This window comes from Mixta mediterraneensis (assembly GCF_014946725.1).
In the GTDB taxonomy this organism is placed as follows: domain Bacteria; phylum Pseudomonadota; class Gammaproteobacteria; order Enterobacterales; family Enterobacteriaceae; genus Pantoea; species Pantoea mediterraneensis.
The window spans coordinates 132,869-152,632 of the sequence record NZ_JACFXY010000003.1 but is presented as its reverse complement, the minus strand read 5'-3'; the positions used below and the strand labels follow the sequence as shown (position 1 = coordinate 152,632).

The 19,764-nt window shown below is 56.7% G+C and carries 20 protein-coding genes and 1 pseudogene; 18 read left to right on the top strand and 3 right to left on the bottom strand.

Annotated elements, in window-relative coordinates; genetic code table 11:
• Positions 1 to 31: 31 nt before the first annotated feature.
• The 3 genes and pseudogenes from H2P46_RS07275 to H2P46_RS07265 form a co-directional block, all read right to left on the bottom strand.
• The gene (locus H2P46_RS07275) at positions 32 to 1,024 is read right to left on the bottom strand and encodes a phage baseplate protein (protein ID WP_193404494.1); all 993 of its coding nucleotides are present in this window, start codon (positions 1,022 to 1,024) and stop codon (positions 32 to 34) included.
• Between the two features lie 3 nt (positions 1,025 to 1,027).
• A complete protein-coding gene (locus H2P46_RS07270; protein WP_193404493.1) occupies positions 1,028 to 1,681 on the bottom strand; it encodes a DUF2612 domain-containing protein in 654 nt (217 codons plus the stop codon).
• Positions 1,678 to 2,247: pseudogene (locus tag H2P46_RS07265) on the bottom strand (baseplate J/gp47 family protein); the annotation flags it as partial. The pseudogene H2P46_RS07265 and the gene H2P46_RS07270, both read right to left, overlap by 4 nt.
• A gap of 50 nt (positions 2,248 to 2,297) precedes the next feature.
• Here H2P46_RS07265 and tnpA point away from each other — a divergent pair.
• The 18 genes from tnpA to H2P46_RS07175 all read left to right on the top strand — a co-directional run bounded on the left by tnpA (position 2,298) and on the right by H2P46_RS07175 (position 19,762).
• The gene (tnpA, locus tag H2P46_RS07260) at positions 2,298 to 2,933 is read left to right on the top strand and encodes an IS66-like element accessory protein TnpA (protein WP_193403483.1); all 636 of its coding nucleotides are present in this window, start codon (positions 2,298 to 2,300) and stop codon (positions 2,931 to 2,933) included.
• Positions 2,930 to 3,277, top strand: coding sequence for an IS66 family insertion sequence element accessory protein TnpB (gene tnpB / locus H2P46_RS07255; protein WP_193403484.1), 348 nt, complete (start codon positions 2,930 to 2,932; stop codon positions 3,275 to 3,277). The genes tnpA and tnpB overlap by 4 nt, the downstream gene beginning before the upstream one ends.
• 19 nt (positions 3,278 to 3,296) lie before the next feature.
• Positions 3,297 to 4,868 carry an IS66 family transposase gene (tnpC, locus tag H2P46_RS07250; RefSeq protein ID WP_193404199.1) on the top strand — a complete coding sequence of 524 codons (1,572 nt, stop codon included), beginning with the start codon at positions 3,297 to 3,299 and terminating at the stop codon, positions 4,866 to 4,868.
• 162 nt (positions 4,869 to 5,030) lie between these two features.
• Complete coding sequence (locus H2P46_RS07245; protein WP_238938955.1) at positions 5,031 to 5,429, top strand: hypothetical protein; 399 nt, start codon at positions 5,031 to 5,033, stop codon at positions 5,427 to 5,429.
• 264 nt (positions 5,430 to 5,693) lie between these two features.
• On the top strand, positions 5,694 to 6,413 hold the full coding sequence (locus H2P46_RS07240) for a PFL_4669 family integrating conjugative element protein (RefSeq protein ID WP_193404492.1): 720 nt from the start codon (positions 5,694 to 5,696) through the stop codon (positions 6,411 to 6,413).
• A gap of 16 nt (positions 6,414 to 6,429) precedes the next feature.
• Positions 6,430 to 8,442 carry a DNA topoisomerase III gene (locus tag H2P46_RS07235; RefSeq protein WP_193404491.1) on the top strand — a complete coding sequence of 671 codons (2,013 nt, stop codon included), beginning with the start codon at positions 6,430 to 6,432 and terminating at the stop codon, positions 8,440 to 8,442.
• 630 nt (positions 8,443 to 9,072) lie between these two features.
• Positions 9,073 to 9,567 carry an STY4534 family ICE replication protein gene (locus H2P46_RS07230; protein ID WP_059011811.1) on the top strand — a complete coding sequence of 165 codons (495 nt, stop codon included), beginning with the start codon at positions 9,073 to 9,075 and terminating at the stop codon, positions 9,565 to 9,567.
• A gap of 75 nt (positions 9,568 to 9,642) precedes the next feature.
• On the top strand, positions 9,643 to 10,191 hold the full coding sequence (locus H2P46_RS07225) for a single-stranded DNA-binding protein (protein WP_193404490.1): 549 nt from the start codon (positions 9,643 to 9,645) through the stop codon (positions 10,189 to 10,191).
• Between the two features lie 143 nt (positions 10,192 to 10,334).
• Positions 10,335 to 10,619 carry a type II toxin-antitoxin system TacA family antitoxin gene (locus H2P46_RS07220; protein ID WP_193404489.1) on the top strand — a complete coding sequence of 95 codons (285 nt, stop codon included), beginning with the start codon at positions 10,335 to 10,337 and terminating at the stop codon, positions 10,617 to 10,619.
• On the top strand, positions 10,610 to 11,092 hold the full coding sequence (locus tag H2P46_RS07215) for a GNAT family N-acetyltransferase (protein ID WP_193404488.1): 483 nt from the start codon (positions 10,610 to 10,612) through the stop codon (positions 11,090 to 11,092). The genes H2P46_RS07220 and H2P46_RS07215 overlap by 10 nt, the downstream gene beginning before the upstream one ends.
• A 129-nt stretch (positions 11,093 to 11,221) precedes the next feature.
• Positions 11,222 to 11,653 carry a DUF29 domain-containing protein gene (locus tag H2P46_RS07210; RefSeq protein WP_193404487.1) on the top strand — a complete coding sequence of 144 codons (432 nt, stop codon included), beginning with the start codon at positions 11,222 to 11,224 and terminating at the stop codon, positions 11,651 to 11,653.
• 230 nt (positions 11,654 to 11,883) lie between these two features.
• Entirely contained in the window at positions 11,884 to 13,170 is a 1,287-nt protein-coding gene (pilL2, locus tag H2P46_RS07205; RefSeq protein WP_193404486.1) for a PFGI-1 class ICE element type IV pilus protein PilL2, read from the top strand.
• A 1-nt stretch (position 13,171) separates the two neighbouring features.
• Positions 13,172 to 13,615, top strand: coding sequence for a type IV pilus biogenesis protein PilM (gene pilM, locus H2P46_RS07200; protein WP_193404485.1), 444 nt, complete (start codon positions 13,172 to 13,174; stop codon positions 13,613 to 13,615).
• Between the two features lie 19 nt (positions 13,616 to 13,634).
• Complete coding sequence (pilN, locus tag H2P46_RS07195; RefSeq protein WP_193404484.1) at positions 13,635 to 15,308, top strand: PilN family type IVB pilus formation outer membrane protein; 1,674 nt, start codon at positions 13,635 to 13,637, stop codon at positions 15,306 to 15,308.
• Positions 15,309 to 15,310: 2 nt separating this feature from the next.
• Positions 15,311 to 16,591 carry a type 4b pilus protein PilO2 gene (gene pilO2 / locus H2P46_RS07190; protein WP_193404483.1) on the top strand — a complete coding sequence of 427 codons (1,281 nt, stop codon included), beginning with the start codon at positions 15,311 to 15,313 and terminating at the stop codon, positions 16,589 to 16,591.
• Complete coding sequence (pilP, locus tag H2P46_RS07185; protein ID WP_193404482.1) at positions 16,578 to 17,075, top strand: type IV pilus biogenesis protein PilP; 498 nt, start codon at positions 16,578 to 16,580, stop codon at positions 17,073 to 17,075. The genes pilO2 and pilP overlap by 14 nt, the downstream gene beginning before the upstream one ends.
• A gap of 7 nt (positions 17,076 to 17,082) precedes the next feature.
• Positions 17,083 to 18,657, top strand: a complete 1,575-nt coding sequence (locus tag H2P46_RS07180; protein ID WP_193404481.1) for a GspE/PulE family protein — start codon at positions 17,083 to 17,085, stop codon at positions 18,655 to 18,657.
• Entirely contained in the window at positions 18,647 to 19,762 is a 1,116-nt protein-coding gene (locus tag H2P46_RS07175) for a type II secretion system F family protein (RefSeq protein ID WP_084876710.1), read from the top strand. The genes H2P46_RS07180 and H2P46_RS07175 overlap by 11 nt, the downstream gene beginning before the upstream one ends.
• Positions 19,763 to 19,764 lie beyond the last annotated feature (2 nt).

Here is a 19,764-nt window from a genome sequence, read left to right as displayed (position 1 = left end):
AAGTCTCGCGCTTTGAAGTATCACTTATCTACTATGCAGTTCTATACCAACCCATAAGTTTTACAAATGAGTTGGTTATACCTAAAGCCGTCCCAGATCCTGTATTTGACGTGGTTCCTGATACTGAGTGGGAATGGGCACCGATACCAACCCAATGATCGTGCGCACCTATGTATAGATTATGCGCATGGGCACCAATCCCGACTATGTAGGTGTGAGCACCGCTAATACTTGTTGTTATATTTGTCCAAACACCTGCAGAACCACCGGAAAAGTGCCTGCTATTAGATGCATTAGAAGCTATACCATTAACGCTGTGGGTATGTTCACCTGTACTGTTTGTTGTCTTAGTCCCATAATCAAAACTATTGGTAGTCTTCCATCCGTAGTCAAACCCTGTAGTTTGTTTGGAACCATAATCAAACGTACTGGTATTGGCTGAAAACGTATGGCCGTGTGCAGGGATATTCCCTACTGCCAGCGTGACCGAATCGGAACCACCCGTTGTCATCACATCGCTGCCATTAGCACTGGCCAGACGAATTGTGCGGTTCTCCCCAATATATTTCCACGTAGTGCCGGGGAAAAGCGCGTTAGGATCTTTGTTCTGCGCAAACCACGTCACTATCCCGACCGGGTACAGCATATCGACAGGGTTTACATCGGCTTTGAATTCTATCCAGCCGCTACCTTTTCCCGGTTCTTCGTTGTTATTTTTTATTCTGGATTGCCACGTTCTCTCGCTGTAGTAAACCTGTGAGCGTATCGGATAAGGTTTACCATCCTCTGACCAGTTAGCAGAGCCGAACTGCTGCATTTCGCCAGTTGCCTCGGTAACATCGTGGAAAAGCGCATTCATCTTCTCACGTTCAATATCCTTCGCAGCCGGATCTGTCGCCTGGTCGCGCTCATAGTCATAGCCGTAGCCCTGAGTGTAAGATACCGAGCCGTCAGCCTGTGTTTCTACAGGCACAGCAGTTCTGTCACCCTGCGCAGCGAAGGGCGTTTTAAACACTTTAGTCATGGTTTAGTTTCCGAAGTTATTTGTGAAGTTTTTACGGTTTTCGCCAAAGCCGAATGCCTGACGGGTGACAATACGGTATTTAGCCCCTACTCCAGAAGGACGTGGAAGCAGGTCAAAATTATCAAGCAGCAGGCGCAACCTTTCATCCGGGTTAAAATTAAACACGTACCAGATGTAAGACATATCGAGGGAATCGAGGACAAATACTTTGCCGTTCTCATCACTGAAAAAGCGCTGAAGAAAGGCGTTGATATTAGTAATTGTCGGGCTTTCCGTCAGGGCGAAATAGCGCATTCTCACCAGCAGACGCTTTTGCGCTGTGGTCAGCGACAGCGTGTAATCAGCGTTGCGCCTGAAATTGGATTTAAAATTGCGCTTATTAGCGCCGAAACCATAACCGATTTTATTTTTGTCGCTGGGTGGAACATCAATACCCAGCGGCACATCCAGAATGCGCCCCCATACCGCCAGACCAAAATCATTCGCGGTATCGATATTAAACACATCGCGATACCAGTTACGCCAGAACTCCACTGTCGCCCGGTTAAAATACTCAGATTTATAGTGTGCCAGTGCTTTAATATTATCCGAATTTTCATACTGCCACAGAATGGCTTTCAGCAAGTCGGAATGAAAATCAAGGGACTGTATTGTCATAAGATAACCACCTGCACGGCGTTGCGCCTGAGTCTGGCAACGGCGTTTATCTGCACGGGGATCACGTCTGTTGACCAGGTCACGCCATCGGTTGATAGCTCGACCTTCAGCACAAACAATCGCGGTTCAGCCGTATTGACCGCCGCCGCAATTTCAAATGGCGAAACGTCATGCCCGACCGCCAGGCCATCATCAGTATCGGTTTCACCGGCTACCCATTTTTCAACCGCATCGGGAATTAGGGTCTGTGCATCAAAGGGACTTTTGCGCACCGTCACCCGACAAAACACGGTAATTTCCTTTGGCCTGTCAAATTTGACGTTATACACCTGACCGCTGGACGGTTCTGTCACCTCAACCGTTTCACTGCCATTGTACGCGGCCCCCGCTGTTTTAGTGCGTAGCAGGGCAACAGCGATTTCCTCACGCGGCCCGCCATCAACACAAACATAGATACTGTGTTTGACCAGCGGAACGCCATCAATAACCTGATCCGCATCCGTATAGTTTTCACGATACGACAGGGATTCCACACCTTCGATATCGTACAGCGCCGAAGTGATCGCCGTAAGCGTCTCATCCAGACCGTCTTTTATTTTTGCCCGCGTTTCCTACCATGGACACTTTCGCGAACATGGACACTACCGTGGACAAAAATACGCCTTACACCAGAAGACCATGGATCTTCACAGCGCTGAGCCTGCGCTTTAATGAGGCTCTGACTTACCGTGAAATAGCAGAACAACTGAACCTTAGCTCATCTGCCATACATAAAATGTTCACGCGTTTTCGACGAACCGGAATTAACTGGCCATTGTCGGAAGAATACACGCCTGAACGCCTGGAGGAAGAGCTCTATGCCTTCAATCTTGAGACAAATCTTCCTGTAAAAAAACGCCGGCCGGACTGGCCTCTGGAATTCAAAATTCGCATGGCGGAGCTGACCCTGCAGCCGGACGCCTGTGTGGCTCAAATTGCCCGTGAGCATGGCATTAACGATAATCTGCTGTTCAACTGGCGCAATCTGCATCGTCAGGGGCTACTGGATCCGGCCAACAGAGCGACTCTGATTCCGGTTACTATGGAGCCTGTTGTCCCTCCGCCCAGGCAAAACGGCGTCGTATCAGCAGACCTGCCACCGGTCATCAGCTGCAGGCTGACGTTGCCAGGTGGAAGCCTCAACCTGACTGGCCCGCTGACGCCTGAACTTCTGCGCGCACTGGTCAGCGAACTCAGGGAGGGTGAGTCATGATTAGCTTTCCGGCAGGTTCGCGGATCTGGCTGGTTGCTGGCGTGACAGATATGCGCTGTAGCTTCAACGGGCTGGCAGCGAAAGTGCAGAACACGCTTCGCACCGATCCGTTCAGCGGTCATCTGTTTATCTTTCGCGGTCGTCGCGGCGACATGATAAAGGTGCTGTGGGCCGACCGGGACGGCCTGTGCCTGTTCACCAAACGACTGGAGCGGGGGCGCTTCGTCTGGCCGGTGACCCGTGACGGAAAAGTGCATCTGACGCCTGCGCAGCTCTCCATGCTGCTGGAAGGCATTAACTGGAAGCACCCACAGCGGACTGAACGGCCTGGCCTGCGGATATAACCTGCTGTAAAATGGGGTTATGGACGCATCCCTTCCCGATGAAAACGCCCGGCTCAGGGCGCTGCTGCTGGAGCAGCAGACCACCATCCGCAAAATGGCGGAGTATAACCGCCTGCTCTCACAGCGGGTGGCGGCGTACGCCAGCGAAATCAACCGGCTGAAGGCGCTGATCACTAAGCTTCAGCGCATGCAGTTCGGCAAAAGCTCCGAAAAGCTGCGTGAGAAAACGCAGCGCCAGGTGCGCGAGGCTGAAGAGCGCATCGGCGCCCTGCAGGAGGAGATGGCTGAGGCGCTGGGTGAGCAGCATGACCCGGTGGTTCCGCAACCGCTGCGCCAGTCTTCTGCCCGTAAACCATTACCGGCCACACTCCCCCGCGAAACCCGCACGCTGTCGCCGGCAGAAACCGCCTGCCCGTCGTGCGGCGGAGAGCTCAGCGCGCTGGGCTGCGACGTATCGGAGCAGCTGGAGCTCATCAGCAGCGCCTTTAAGGTTATCGAAACGCAGCGGCCAAAACTGGCCTGCTGTGGATGTGACCACATCGTTCAGGCGACCATGCCGGCAAAACCCATAGAGCGCAGCTACGCGGGTCCCGGGCTGCTGGCGCGCATCGTCACGGCAAAGTTCGCAGAGCACACGCCTCACTATCGTCAGTCAGAGATATACCGGCGTCAGTGCGTGGAGCTGAGTCGTGCCACACTGGGGCGCTGGTCCGGTGCGGTCAGCGAACTGCTGGAGCCGCTGTATGACCTGCTGCGCCAGTACGTGCTGATTCCGGGCAAGGTGCATACCGACGATATCCCTGTGCCGGTTCAGGAGCCGGGCAGCGGTAAAACCCGCACGGCCCGGCTGTGGGTCTACGTGCGGGACGACCGTAACGCGGGCTCACCGCTTCCCCCGGCGGTGTGGTTCGCGTACTCGCCGGACCGTAAGGGGATACATCCGCAGCAACACCTTGCCGGATACAGCGGTATCCTGCAGGCCGATGCTTACGGCGGCTACAACGCACTGTACGAAGACGGCCGTATCGCCGAAGCGGCCTGCATGGCGCACGCCCGGCGAAAAATCCATGACGTTCACGTCCGCACACCGACCGACGTCACAACCGAAGCGCTGAAGCGCATCGGTAAACTGTATGCCATCGAGGCGGAGATACGCGGCAGCCCGGCAGAGGAGCGGCTGGCGGTCCGGAAAGAGCAGACGGTCCCGCTGATGCAGTCGCTGTACGACTGGGTACAGGCACAGATGAAGGTGCTGTCGCGCCACTCGGATACGGCGAAGGCGTTCTCGTACCTGCTGAAGCAGTGGGATGCGCTGAACCTGTACTGCAGCAACGGCTGGGCCGAGATAGACAATAACATCGCAGAGAACGCGCTGCGTGGCGTTGCCCTGGGGCGGAAAAACTGGCTGTTCGCGGGTTCAGACGCGGGCGGGGAACGTGCTGCGGTACTGTACTCGCTGATCGGCACCTGCCGGCTTAACGGCGTGGAACCGGAGGCGTGGCTGCGTTACGTCATCGGTCATATCCAGGACTGGCCGGTGAACCGGGTCCGTGATCTGCTGCCCTGGAAGGTCGATCTCACTTTTGTCTGAGCGTCAATACGGTCTGGATGAGACGCTTACAGTCCGGAAAACGGACTCAGTACCCCGTTACCGGATAAAACACTGAGTCCGGAATCAGGACTCAGTATGAAATCAACGAGTTACACCGGAGTCCGAAATCCGGACTGTAACGTACGTTCTTTCACACAGAGTGTGAATAAAAAAACGTACGTACCGGGTGGAGAACATTTTCTGCCTGACGATTTTGTGAACGGGCTGAACAGCGAGGACCGTCAGATGCTGACAACCCAGATGGCCTCACTGCCTGAAACGGTAGCGAAAACGCTGGCTGACATGCTGCGCGAGCAACTGCGGCTTGGCAGGCTGAACAACCCGGTGGGCTGGCTGTTCACGATGCTGCGTCGTGCCCGCAGCGGAGAGCTGAGTCTGCCGGAAGCCACGGTGCCTGCCGGTTCCGGCAGCAACAATCCCCGGTCAACCGGCACGCGTGCTGTGCCGGCAGCAACCCTGCCTGTTCAGCCTGCGAACCGGCCCTCTGCGGAAGAGGTCAGGACGATGATCGAGAGCATTCGACAGAGTGTTGCCAAATAAGTGGGTGGTTGAAATTTGAGCTTTCTGCCATACGGCAGCAGATTAGGCACTGAAAAAGACCAGGGCGCAACAGCGACTAAAAAGTGAGCGGTGTTGCGGGGCGCAACAGCGACTAAAAAGTGAGCAGTGTTGCGGGGCGCAACAAGGTCAGAATCTGACCAGCTGTTAATTTCTTAACCGTAATTATGAGTTTCACATTGTTGGTCATGCGTGTGATTCAGGACTATGCCAGCTCTTCTTAACTGAATACAGGTGACGACAACGATGGCAGAAAAGCAAAAACGGGCCGGTGCGCTCCAGTCCGAACTTCATATTGAACTCCATACCAATTATGCGATCGGTTTATGGGAAGGCAGAAAAGCTGAAAAGCGGGAGGACGGTAAAAAGGGAAAGCAACCCATTATGGGAATGCCCCAGTTCCTTTACCGTGCCACCCTCATTAACAAAGACTCACTTCAGAATGATCCCTGGGCAGATATGGTCATGCTGGCCCTGGAGGAAAAAATTGAGTATGCCGGCAAAGAAATGAATACGCTGATTGAAACGCTGGACAGGCAGATGAACTTCATTCCGGCCGGTGTGACCATCAGCGATGCCCAGGCTGCCGAACCACTGGACCTGACCGTGTTCAGTGGTACTCCGCTGGGGTATCGCTGCGTGTTCCTGCTGATGGGGTTTGATCAGTTTGCTAAAAGAGTTCTTCAGGCTGCGCACTATGGGGTTATTTCCCGTACCCATCGCTATGATCTTCTCAGCGATGGCAGCCGCCTTCTGCGGGAAATTTACGGATGCGTGCTGCGATATCGTAAAACCGGCGCAACCCGTCTGGATGCGGTTGAGAATAATGAAGTCTGGCAGAAAGCCTGTCAGGAGGCGGGTGAGCCCGATCGTGCCGTTCTGCTCGGAGAAAAGCGCTCAGCATTTTCGCCCCCTGTTAATGAAGCGAGCGTGAACCTGCTGCGCCTGCGTTATCAGGCAGTCTGAGTCGCAGGAGGCAGGTATGCGGCTTTATATCTGTGAAAAACCCTCTCAGGGGCGCGACCTTGCCGGGGTTCTCGGTGCCATCCGACGTGGTGACGGCTTTCTGGCGGGCGGTGGCGTCACTGTCACCTGGGCAGTGGGGCACCTGCTGGAAACCGCCCCGCCGGAGGCCTACGGTCAGCAGTACGGTAAACCCTGGTCTCTCTCTGCGCTGCCCATACTGCCGGCACCCTGGCAGGTTGTTGTCAAAAAAGAGACGCAGGATCAGTTTAAAGTCATCGAACGGCTGCTGCGTCAGGTTGACGACGTGGTCATTGCCACTGATGCTGACCGTGAGGGTGAGGTCATTGCGCGCGAGCTGCTGGATTACTGCCGCTGGGAAGGCCCGGTGCAGCGACTCTGGCTGTCTGCGCTGGATGAACTCAGCATCCGCGCGGCGCTTCAGGACCTCCGCCCCGGTCAGGCCACGCTCGGTATGTATCACGCCGGACTGGGGCGCGCCCGGGCCGACTGGCTGATAGGTATGAACCTCTCCCGTCTTTATACCCTGCGTGCCGCCGAGGCCGGCTTCGACGGTGTGGTTTCGGTCGGCCGGGTACAGACGCCGACTCTGGCGCTGGTTGTCCGCCGGGACCGGGAAATCGCCGCTTTCGTGCCGAAGCCTTACTGGCAGGTTAAAGCGCTCATTTCGGCCGGGGGTCTCACCTTTCCGGCGCAGTGGGTGCCGGCGAAGGTGTATACCGATGAAGAAAAGCGCTGTATTCACCAGAACATCGCGCAGCAGGTGGCGCAGCTCTGCCGGCAGACAGGTCAGGCCGTGGTGACTGAATGCGACACAAAACGGGAAAAAGCCGCCGCGCCGCTGGCGTTTTCTCTGGGGTCTCTTCAGCAGGCCTGTGGCAGATTGTGGGATATGTCTCCGCAGCAGGTGCTCGATACCGCGCAGAGCCTGTATGAAAAGCACAAAGCCACCACCTACCCCCGCACCGACTGCGGTTACCTGCCCGAATCCATGCGGGAGGAGATTGCCGGTGTGCTCGATGCCATCGGCCGCACCGACCCGGAATGTGCGCCGGTACTGGCACGCCTCGACAGAGCATTTACTTCGCGCATCTGGAACGACAAAAAAATCACGGCACACCACGGTATCATCCCGACCCGCAACGCGTTTCAGTTGTCCGCGCTGACGGAGACCGAGCGTAACGTCTATCTGCTTATCCGGCGTAACTATCTGGCCCAGTTCCTTCCCCTGCATGAGTCCGATATTACCCGACTGCAGTTCGATATCGGCGGTCAGCTGTTCCGCACTACCGGGCGGACGGAAGTGATAAAGGGCTGGAAGGTCCTGTTTGACAAAGCCAGTGACAATGAGGTCCAGGACGATGACGAGTCTGGCATTGCCCTGCCGCCGCTGGCGCAGAATGACCGCTGCGCGGTAACCGGTGCAGAGGTCACGCAGTTGATGACCCGCCCGCCGGCGCACTATACCTTTGCCACGCTGATAGGTGCCATGATGAACGCCGCTGCATTTGTCACCGACATCGCGCTGCGCAAAGTGCTGAAAGACAATGCCGGGCTGGGCACCGAAGCCACCCGCGCCGGTATCGTTGAACAACTGCTGAACCGTCACTTTATTGTGCGTAAGGGCAGTAAAATCATGGCGACCGAACTGGGTGCCGATGTGATTGACGCCCTGCCGGCGCAACTGACTGAGCCTGGCATGACGGCGCTGTGGGAGCAGGCGCTGGATGAGGTCGCCGCCGGTCGCATGTCACTGGACGACTTCCTGCAGCGGCAGGCTGGCTGGACGCGCAACCTGGTCAGCCAGGGCGCACAGCAGCAGGTCCGTATTCGTGTTCCGCCCACACCCGCCTGCCCGCTCTGCGGCGGTAAGACCCGCCTGCGCAGGGGAGAAAAAGGGGAATTCTGGAGCTGCCAGCGCTATCCGGCGTGCAAAGGCGTCATCAACATCGGGAGCAGCAAAAAGAAACGTCCACGCAGGGCTAAGTCTCCTGAATCAAAGAAGAATTAATCCACCCTGTCCGATTGCGGGGCGTTGTGGCCTCTGTTATTGTGACCCCGGCTCTGAAGCCGCACCCCGTGACTGCGGGTTCAGGCAGCATCTAATGCATGTGCTGCCTGAATACAGTCTGACCGGCCCCGTCCACACCTGAACGGGAGGCGGTAAGGCACATAAACTCCGTGAAACCCGTGCCGGGCCCTTTCAGCCTGCGGAGCCACTGCGAAAGCAGGTTAACCTCAGGTCGATGGTGCAGACCTCAGAAGGCGGTGCCGCAGGGCACCGCTTTTTTATTTTCTGGTGCTGATGAATTTTTGCACGCTGCGGCGTTGACAACCGTGGCGTCTGAATGAATGATAAAGAGGCTAATCGTTGTCGTTCCGACAACTGCCAATGCTCCGGTGATTTGAGAGGAGCGCCTTAGGGTAATCACATGCCAATGCCATCATAACCTGAGAGATGGCGCTTTCGGTCGGTTCAAACCTGTTAACCTTTGCAAACAGGGACCTGATGACCAGGTTAAGGTCCATTTCACCTATTCAGCCAGTCGGCAAACCTTGCTGACCTCCCTGCGGGAAACACTTCCCGTACGGGACAGATGTTTCTCCGCAACCTGTTCAGTTTTACTCCGGAGAAACCATCATGACTGCAACTACGACTCAAACCCCTGCTTCAAACGGCTCTGCTTCTGGTACTCAGAAAAAAGAGTATTTCAACCTCAACGTTAACGGTATCGGCTATCTGAGTTCGATCCGCCGTGTTCAGAGTGGTAATGGTGAGTTCACCTGCGCTGTTATCAATGCCCTGACCGGTCCGACAGATAATGCCAGTTACCAGCGTTTCGACGTCACTGTCGCGGGCGCCGATAACACCAAACTCATCAATCGCTGCCAGAAGGCGGTGGATGAAGAGGAAAAGGTGTTAATCGGTTTCGTTCTCAGTGGGCTTAAAGCTGAAGTGTTCACCCTGCAGTCGGGTGATCATGCCGGTGAAAGCCGTCCTTCCCTGAAGGCTCGCCTGATTAAGGTTGAGTTCATCAAGAAAGGGCAGGACGTTGTCTATACAGCACCTAATGCTTCCCAGACGCCGGAATCCGGTTCATCTGCTCCTAAAGAGTATGATCCGAACTCATTCTAAGCGCCACGGACACACCACCGGAACACATCCCGGTGGATGTGCTCCTCTCAACCCCATTCTTAAGAGGAAATCATTATGTCCGCACGCGGCGTCAACAAAGTCATTCTTGTCGGCAACTTAGGCCAGGACCCCGAAGTACGCTATACGCCAAATGGTAAAGCTGTGACCGGATTAAGTCTGGCCACATCAGAATCATGGCGTGATAAACAAAGCGGTGAAAACCGTGAAAATACCGAATGGCATCGTGTCGTGCTGTTTGGCAAGCTGGCTGAGGTTGCCGGTGAATATCTGCGTAAGGGTTCACAGGTATATATCGAAGGTCAGTTGCGCACCCGCAAGTGGACGGATAACAGTGGTACTGACCGCTGGACAACCGAAATCGTTGTGGGCGTTAACGGAACAATGCAGATGCTGGGCGGTAGCCGTAGCAACAGCACCAACACCAGTGGAAATAATGCGCAGTCAGGTCAGCAGAGTAGCTGGGGCCAGCCTCAGCAACCGCAGCAGACTCAGACCGCGCCACAAAATCCGCAGAATGAGCCACCGATGGATTTTGACGATGACATACCGTTTCTGGGGCACGGGTATGGCATTTGCCGGAAAGCCATTTACGCAATTTCTTAACGGATTCATATAATTATACCCTCTCATGCGCCAGTTCAGTGTGGCGCTTTCTTTTTCAGCTTAAGCTGAAAACTATGTATAGCAATTTGCTACCATTCAGGCTATCATGCGTGTATAGCAATTTGTTACCAACAGGAGTAATTATGCAAACTACTGTCCGTAAGTCCGTTCGAGATAAGCAAATCAATATCCGTGCAACGGATGAAGAACGCGCAGTGATTGATTATGCTGCGAGTCTGGTTAACAAAAACCGTACTGATTTCATCGTTGAAAGGGCTGTGCATGAGGCCCAGAACATTATTCTGGACCAGCGCGTGTTCGTTCTTGATGATGCCCGTTACCAGGAATTCATCAGGCAGCTCGAAGCCCCTGTGCAGAATGTTGAAGGTCGTCAGCGGCTGATGGATGTAAAACCTGAATGGAAATAAATGTCACTGCGCCTGCTTTACTGACAGAAGAGCATGTCCTTCACTCGTTCGATTGCGGGAATGAGGTACTTGATGACTGGCTTCGCCGGCGTGCGATGAAGAATCAGCATCTCAATGCTTCCCGTACATTCGTCATCTGTCCTGAAGGTACTGCGCGTGTGGTGGGGTATTATTCCATTGCGACGGGCTCAGTGAGTCATGTCGATTTGAGCCGTAGCCTGCGACAGAATATGCCCGATCCCGTACCGGTTGTTTTGCTGGGCCGCCTTGCAGTCGATGTATCTACTCAGGGCAATAACTTCGGGAAATGGTTGCTGAATGATGCTGTGATGCGTGTATCGAATCTGGCGGATCAGGTCGGCATCAAGGCTATCATGGTGCATGCAATCAATGAGCAGGCTAAAGCGTTCTATGAATACTTTGGCTTTGTGCAGTCACCGGTCGCAACTAACACGCTATTCTACAAAATATGATGGTTTCATGCTGGTAGTCATCTGTTGAACACCCGGAGCTGAAATCACATTAAACGCCGGTTTTCCGGCGTTTTTCTTATCGTTCTTCTGGCACAACGTATTAATCAGGAATGTCACTGGAGATCAACCATGAACACACGATATGAAGCTGACATTGTTGCCTGGGCTCAGGAGCAGGCGGCTTTACTCCGTGCCGGTCGGTTCTCTGAGATTGATATAGCTAATATCGCCGGGGAGATCGAGGGCGTGGGTAAAAGTGAAAAGCGTGAACTCGCCCGTCGTATGGCCATTCTGCTGGCGCATCTTCTCAAATGGAAGTTTCAGCCGGGCCATCGTGGCTCAGGCTGGAGGCGAACCATCAAAGAACAAAGAAAAGCACTGGCACTCCATATCAAAGGAACACTCAGTCTTAAAACCGCGCTTGCTGATGCTGACTGGATTGCGGCAGTCTGGGCCGATGCGGTGTCTTCTGCAGCACAGGAAACACAGCTGGATGTTTTTCCTGAGGATTGCATCTGGGATATGGGACAGATTTTGTCGCAGGAATTTTACCCGGAATAATCTGTCATCATTTCTGACCACAAAGCGCCTGAGGGCGTTTTTTTTGGCGATTTTAAATACACACCTGTTTTACCGATCCTCCGGTAGGCGGTAAACCCTGCTCTGACAACCTTAACGGGCAGGAGTCCCGGCTTTTTTCTTTATTTGGCAGTCAGAGTTTCACGTTGTCCGTTTTTTCTTCACCGCCAGAATAGCACTCCTGACTAAGACTAATCCTGGGGTGAATCCTGATGGCAGTACCTTCCAGACGTGTGACAACGGGCGCCGCCCTCCTCGCCTGTTCAGTTATCCAGGCTGGCTGCAGCAGCGCGGTTTCTGATCCCGCGCCCTTTGCAACCGGCCGCTATCAGCAGCCCGCCCGCTTCGATGATATTTACCGCAACCGTGCTCCCGACGTGGTGAGGTACGATCGCTATACGCTGGTCAGCACGCGCCCGGACGATGCGCAGCGCGATCCGCTCAATCAGATTGTCGATATCAGCATGCCAGCGCAGCTGGTCAACACGGTCGGTGAAGGCTTTCGCTATCTGCTGCTGGAGTCAGGTTATTCACTGTGCTCAGCCACAACATCCGCATTTTCAGAACTTCTCAGCCGTCCACTGCCGGCCGTTCAGCGGGATATCGGTCCGGTCCGGCTAAGTGAAGCCCTGCAGATTGTGGCCGGACCCGCCTGGCGACTGAAGGTGGATGAAGTTAACCGCGAAATCTGCTTTGAACTGCGGGACCCGTATCGCAGCTTCGCTGCACCGTTAGCGGTTCCGGTCACACTTGCGCCACAGCATGCATCAGTCAGTCTCCCGCCTGTCATACAGCCAGCTCAGACTGCAGGGGCAGTCAGCACAGTCAATGCCGTGCCGCGTAATCCCTTTACCGGTGATACGCGCATCAACAACACCCAGGGCTCCGGGCAAAAACCTGTACTTAAGCCGCAGAGTCTGGCCGTCCCGTCACCAGTACTGACAACGGCGAAGGCGCCGGCAGCTCAGAAATCTGCTGCGTTGCCGCCAGTCGGAAGCCCGCCGGTGCCACCACCTGCAGCTGCACCGAAAGCAGCCTCATCTCAGAAAACCCCTGTGACTGCAGTTCATCCCGTTACTGTACAGCCGACTACAGTGAACACTGCCCGCCAGACTGTGCCCGTCCGTCCCGTCACTTCACTGCCGCCGGCCCCACCTGTCTCCAGTCAGACAGCCACTTCATATATACCGGGTACGCCGGTCACCCCCCTCCCGGTCGGCCAGACGTGGCGGGCCGAGCCGGGGTCCACGCTGAAAGAGACCCTGACCGGTTGGGCATCAAAGGCGACGTGCAGCAATGGCGGGAACTGGGTGGTCATCTGGCCGGTATCACTGGATTACCGCATTGATGCACCTCTGGTGTTTCACGGCAACTTCGAATCCGTCCTGGTACAGGTCTTTGACCTCTACCGAAAAGCGGAAAAACCTCTGTTTGCCGAAGCCAACCGCATTCAGTGCCTGATTTCGGTGAGCGATACCCCCGCGGGCGGAGGACACTGATATGGGCTATGCGCTGCCCATATTTGTTTTCTGTCTGGTTATTGCGCTGATGGCCGGTGATGCGCAGCGTCACTCCTCTGAACACGTCCGGCTGTCGCTGCAGCAGACTCTGCCTGACCAGCTTGCCACCGACATGCTGCGCACCGCAGATGCGGTGAACAACTGGCGCCACGGCCGGACGGTGGCTGACGGCACGGTGTCACCTGCACAGGCCGGCATCATCCCTGTGCCTGACAGCCGTATTCAGACCGTGATTCAGGGGGGACGCCTCTGGGTCTGGGTGCCCGCCACCGATGGCGTGTTTGCGGCACTGCTGACGCAGTCCGTGACCTCGGCGCTGGCGCTGACTGTAAGCGGCGGGCGGCTGCGGATGGCGGATGGCACTGATATGAACCTGCCCCTGCCGTCCGGCGTGACGGAGGGCAGCATTGTTTACCTCAACTAACCTCATCAGGGAGCTGCGGATGCCGCGTTTACCTTTCTGCCTGACAGCGCTGGCCGCCGCGCTTGTGCTGTCATCATGTTCGCTGAATGAAATCAGCAAAATGGATAAGGAGGCCACGGGGCAGGCCGATACCGCTCAGCGGGTGCTGCAGAGTCGCCAGACCCTGACTCAGCCCACCGTTGTCTGGTCCGATAAACCCTGGGTGAACCTGCAGCCTGTCACGCCGGTCATCTCCACGCCGGATGAGAAGAACCTGCCCGCCTGCCAGATAACCATTAACCGTCCGGAGGGTATTTCGCTGCCTGAGCTGGGGCAGCGTATCACTGCACTCTGCGGCGTACGTGTATCCATCACACCGGATGCCTTTGCCGCTCTGAGCAGCGTTTCCACCGGCAGCGTGGTGACTTCACAGATGAGCGGTAATCTGCCGGCACCGGATGATAACGGACGCGTGCCCCTGTCACAGATGGGCACCACAGCTGCGCAGGCGGTCTCGTCTCAGCAGGCCCCATCGCTTATCCGGGGCCTGAAATATCAGGGCGATATCCGCGGGCTGCTGGATATGGCAGCGAGTGGTCTGGGATTGTCATGGCGCAGCGACAGCAGCGGCGTGTATTTCTACCAGCAGGATACGCGTACTTTTCAGCTCGTCATCCTTAATACGAAAGTAAACAGCAGTGCCTCCATCAACTCCGGCTCCGGTAACCAGCTCGGCAGCGGTGGCGGTACGTCCGGGGGGACAACCGGCGACATCAGCTCGAACCAGAAGACCGACTATGGAATGAACAGCGACCTGTACGATGACATCAAAAAAACGGTTGAGCAGATGGTGACGCCAAAATCCGGCCGGTTCTGGCTGTCGTCTGCCACCGGTACGCTCAGCGTAACGGATACACCCGATGTTCTGAATCGTATCGGTCGCTATATCGAATACCAGAACAAGGTTCTGAGCCGACAGGTCCAGCTTAATATCCAGATTGTCAGCGTCAACCAGACGCGTAACGAGCAGATGGGGCTGGACTGGGGGCTGGTCTATAAATCGCTGCAGAACGTGGGTGCCAGCCTGACCGGATCAATGGCGAACGCCTCCTCATCCGCCGCCAGCGCCGGTATCTCCATTCTTGATACGGCCAGCGGCAATGCCGCTAAATTCTCCGGCTCCAGCCTGCTGATTCATGCCCTGTCTGAGCAGGGTAACGTCAGCATGGCGCTGAACCAGACCGACCCGACCGCCAACCTGACGCCGGTGGCCTATCAGCTCTCCAAATCCACTGGAATGCTGACCAGCTCCAGTTCGACGGCCACCGCCAACGTGGGGGTGACGTCAACGATGACCACGACCAACGTCACCACCGGTCTGTTCATGACAATGTTGCCCTTCATTCAGGAAAACGGTGATGTGCAGCTGCAGTTTGCCTTCAGTTATACCAGCCCGCCGGATATCAAAAGCTTTATCAGCCGGGACGGTAATACCCGCAATGATACAGCAGACACCTCTACCGAAGGGCTCGCCCGCAAGGTCAACCTGCGTTCCGGCCAGACGCTGGTGCTGACCGGTTCTGAACAGCAGAACGTCTCGGCGGATAAGCAGGGGACGTTCACGCCGGGCAACTTTATTCTGGGCGGCGGTCAGACAGGCACGCGCGGCCGTACCACGCTCGTCATCATGATCACCCCTGTTCTGCTGAGGTAACTATGTCATCACAGAAAAAAACAGCGCGCCGCACCGGTATTCGTATCACCCACCACCGGCGGGACTGGATGGCCGGTCTTCACTGGGTACCGCAGCGGAGCGTATTCATGGTCCGTCTGCGTAGCAAGGCCTCGCCGGACACCCACTGCGTGATGGCCGGCAGAGGAAACTCATCAATGGCGGGTGTAGTCTCCCCGGGACGTGTGCGCCACCGCCTTTATGCCCTTGCCGTGGCCTTTCAGCTGTCCGAGGGCGGTAATGCCTGGGGCATTTACCGTCTGAGCCGGGATGAAGACCTGTGGGTGTTCTTTGCCGCCAGTGGTGGTCAGCTCTCCGTGATGGGTGATGTGACCGGCTCAAGGGCATTCATTGAGTCTGCAGCACAGAACTTTCTGCGCTTTAACGATGCAGATGCGCCGGGCCTGCGCTGTGCAGCCACGGCAGAGGATGGACTCGATGCCACGTCACTGACGGACCGGCTGAGTGCTGCGCAGCTGAAGCGCTGCCGCCTGCGAAAACGCCGGACACCGCTGTCACTCATCCTGCCGGCCGTCATAGTGACCGTCACCGTCGCCTCCGGCGCTTACTGGTATGACGCCGTACAGCAGAAGGCTGAACAGGCTGCTGCCGCTGCAGCGTTTCGTGCGCGCATGGCGATGACACCGGAAAAACCGGTGGCCCCGGCCCGTGCACCGCACCCGTGGGCCTCCCAGCCTCCGGTGTCAGTGCTGCTCAGCAACTGCTGGCTGACGCGCGAGCCGGTCTTTGCCTCGGTGGCCGGCTGGCGTTTCACCGATGGTGAGTGTGTGCCGGAAGGACTGCGGCTGCGATTTGTCGCCACACCCGGCTCAACAGTTGAAGACTTCTCCCGCCGCGCCCGCGAACTGCTGGGACATGCGGCTGTTTTTAACCTGCAGGAAGGCGGAAAAAATGGCGATGTTTTCATTCCATTCCGTAAATACAACGTCAGTGAGTACACCGATGAAGCACTGCCCGGTGCCGATGCGCAACTGATGCGGTTTATCTCTCACCTGCAGCGCCGCAACCTGGACGTGAAATTCACGGAGGTGAAGCCGCCTGCAGTCGCCCCGGGTCAGGAAAAAAACACGCCCGTACAGGACTGGCGGGAATTTACCTTCTCCGTCAGCTCACGTCTGCAGCCTGAGCGCCTGCTGCAGGATTTTAATGCCACCGGGCTTCGCCTGACCAGCGTGTCCATCACCATGAGCCCGCAGGGGCAGTTCGGATACACCATGAAGGGGAGCATTTATGCGCAGAATTAATCCCGCCCGGACGGGGCTGCTGCTGTCCGTTCTGCTCAGCGGGCCCGCGCTGTCAGCCACCACCGGTGATGTACTGCCACCAAACGTTACCCTCGGGGAGCTGGAAGCCGCTCAGGCCAGCAACCTGATTCTGGAGCAGAAAGTCCAGACAGCCCGTCTGGAACAGCAGCTGCGTGAAAGCCAGTCCGGGCAGAGTACCGACCGTAATTATCTGGCGACATCCCTGCAACCCTCAGCACCGCTCATGACACAACCGGCCCAATCACAACCGGCCGCGACGTCTGTCACGGAGAAGCGTGCCGGCAGTGTACGCCTGCAGGAGATTTACGGTCGCGGCACACAGCTGTGCGCCCGCATTGTGCTGCCGGACGGTGGTGTAACCGAGGTGGTAAAAGGCGACCAGATCCCCGGCACTTCAAAACGGGTCACGGAGGTCACGTCCACGCTCGTGCGCCTCAGTGACGATTCTGAACTCTCCTTCTGAGGCCACGATGACGCCCGATAAAGATATTATGGATTTTGTGTTTGCCGAACAGCATCCGTCCGGTGGCGTGACGCTGCTTATCGACGGTAACCGGCGAAAAGAACCGGCCATACAGCGCTGGGTGATGGATGTCACCCGCGAGTATCCGACGGCAAAAACCGAGTTTGTGGCGCTGAGCGAGCTGAACCGCCGGCGCGAAGTGGCAGAGCGTCAGGGGCTGGCCCTTTCTCAGAGCGTCAATGAGGCTGACCTCAACAGCCGTGATATCAGCGTGTCGCAGGATAAAGTCATCAGCTATATGAGACTGGGGAACGAGTTCAGTGCGTCTGATATCCATATTGAAATCAGCGCCGACCGTAAGCTCAGTATCGTCCAGCTGCGCATTCACGGCGAACTGGAAGTGGTGGATGAAGTGAAAGATGTGGAGGGAATGACGCTGGCCTCCACCTCCTATCTTTCCATGTGCGACGTACGCGAGCAGTCATTTTTTGCTGGCCGCGAGCAGTCAGGACGCATCGATGCGAAGTTTGCCCGCCGTGCCGGTCTGTATGGCGCCCGCTATGAACACCGCCCCACGCCAGACGGGCTTATTGTGGTCATGCGACTCATTCCTGATGACGGCGATAATATTCCCGGGCTGCCGCAGCTGGGTTTTCTGCCGGAGCAGATAAAGCTCATTATGCAGATCCTGCGCCTGCCGGAAGGCATGGTGCTGCTGACCGGGCCTACCGGTTCCGGCAAAAGCGCCACGCTGCGTGTGTTCAGCGATATATGGCTGAAACTGACCGGGGGAAAAAAGCGCCTGCTGACGCTGGAAAACCCGCCGGAGGGACGTATCCCCGGCGCCATCCAGACCCCCGTCATGCCAGCTGACAACTCGCCGGAGGCCATCAGCCGCGCCTGGAGTAACGCCAACGCCTCCGCGCTGCGTCTCGTTCCGGATGCCATCCTGAACGGCGAAATGCGTGACCTGTATTCCCTGATCGCCGCCATTTACGCCAGTGAAACCGGCCATGCGCTGTTCTCGACCCTTCATACCCAGAGCCCCATCGGTTCCCTGCGCCGTATGGAGCACTTCGGCATTGACCGCCACCTTCTGGCGGATGCCGCACTCATTACTGGCCTGATAGGCCAGCGTCTGGTGCCGCTGCTGTGTGAAAAATGCCGTATTCCCTGGCAGGTGAAAGCGCCTGAGCTTGACGGCGAAACCCGCACGCGCCTGGAAAAATACTGCACCGTAGGGGAGGTGTGCGACACAAGCAAACTTTTCTTCCGTAATCACGAGGGCTGCCCTCACTGCCAGAAAACGGTGCCGCTGACCGGCCGCATCGTCAGCCGCGGCGTAACCGGTCGCACGGCCATTGCCGAGGTGGTCCGGACGGATGCCCGACTGATGCAGCTCTGGTTGTCTCACGGCCCGGCCGTTGCCCGTCAGTACTGGGTAAACCAGGGGGGTATCACCCGCCGTATGCATCTGCTGCGTTATCTCGGGGAGGGGCGCGTTGATCCGGTGGAAGGCGATCTTATCTGTCCGCTGGACGAGGACGACATCATGCAGTGTGAGGTGCCCTATGTCGGTTAAGACCCGTTTTTCGCCTGAGCGTGATATGTCGCTGGCGGAAATGCTGCGGTATCGCCTGGTCAGGGCAACGTTTACCGGTCAGTATCGCCAGCCGTTTTACGAAACCCTGCGCTTCCTGCTGGAAAACCGCAAACCGCTGAAAGAGGCGCTGACCATGATAGGCGAGGTGCATACCGACTTTGGTCAGCGATGGCACCCCTATCATGAGCTGGTACAGGACTGCCTGGAAGGGGTTAAGGACAACCGTGAGGGGCGCTCCCTGCAGGATGTGCTTGCTGCCTGGGCACCTTATGAAGAGGCAGCGCTTATCAGCGCGGGGATGGAAACCGGCAATATTCCCGGCGCGCTGATGCAGGCTGACAAGCTGATTGTCGCCCGCCGGCGCATCCTCGGTCAGGTGGTTTTTGCCTCGGTCTTTCCGTCAGCGCTGGCCCTGCTGAGTACGGGGCTGCTGCTGGCCAACAACATGGCACTGGTGCCCACCTTAAGCAAAATGTCTGACCCGGCACGCTGGACCGGTGCACTCGGGCTGATGAACGGCGTGGCACAGTGGACGGATAAGTGGGGGGTGACAACAGCGGGTGCCGCTGTCGGGGGAGTCATTCTGGCGTTCTGGTCGCTACCGCGCTGGCGGGGAAAACTGCGTCGTCTGGCCGACTATCTGCTGCCCTGGTCGGTTTATAAAGATCTGCAGGGGGCGGTGTTCCTGATGAATATCGGGGCCCTGCTGGGTGCCGGCGTGCAGGAGCTCAAGGCGCTGCAGATCCTGAACGAGTTCGCTCCGCCCTGGCTGCAGGAGCGTATCGAAGGGGCAATGGAGTGTATGAGCGACGGTAACTCTCTGGGCATGGCGCTGCGCCAGAGCGGTTACGACTTCCCAAGCCGCGAGGCGGTGAACTACCTCTCTCTGCTGGATAAAGGCAACAGTGCTGCGTCACTCATCACTAACTATGCCGACCGCTGGCTCGAACAGGCGCTGACGCGAGTGGCCCGGCGGGCAAACGTTACCAAACTCTTTTCTCTCGTTCTGATTATGAGTTTCTTCTTACTCATCCTGCTGATGGTGATGCAGATTCAGGACATGAACACCTTCAACATACATTAAGG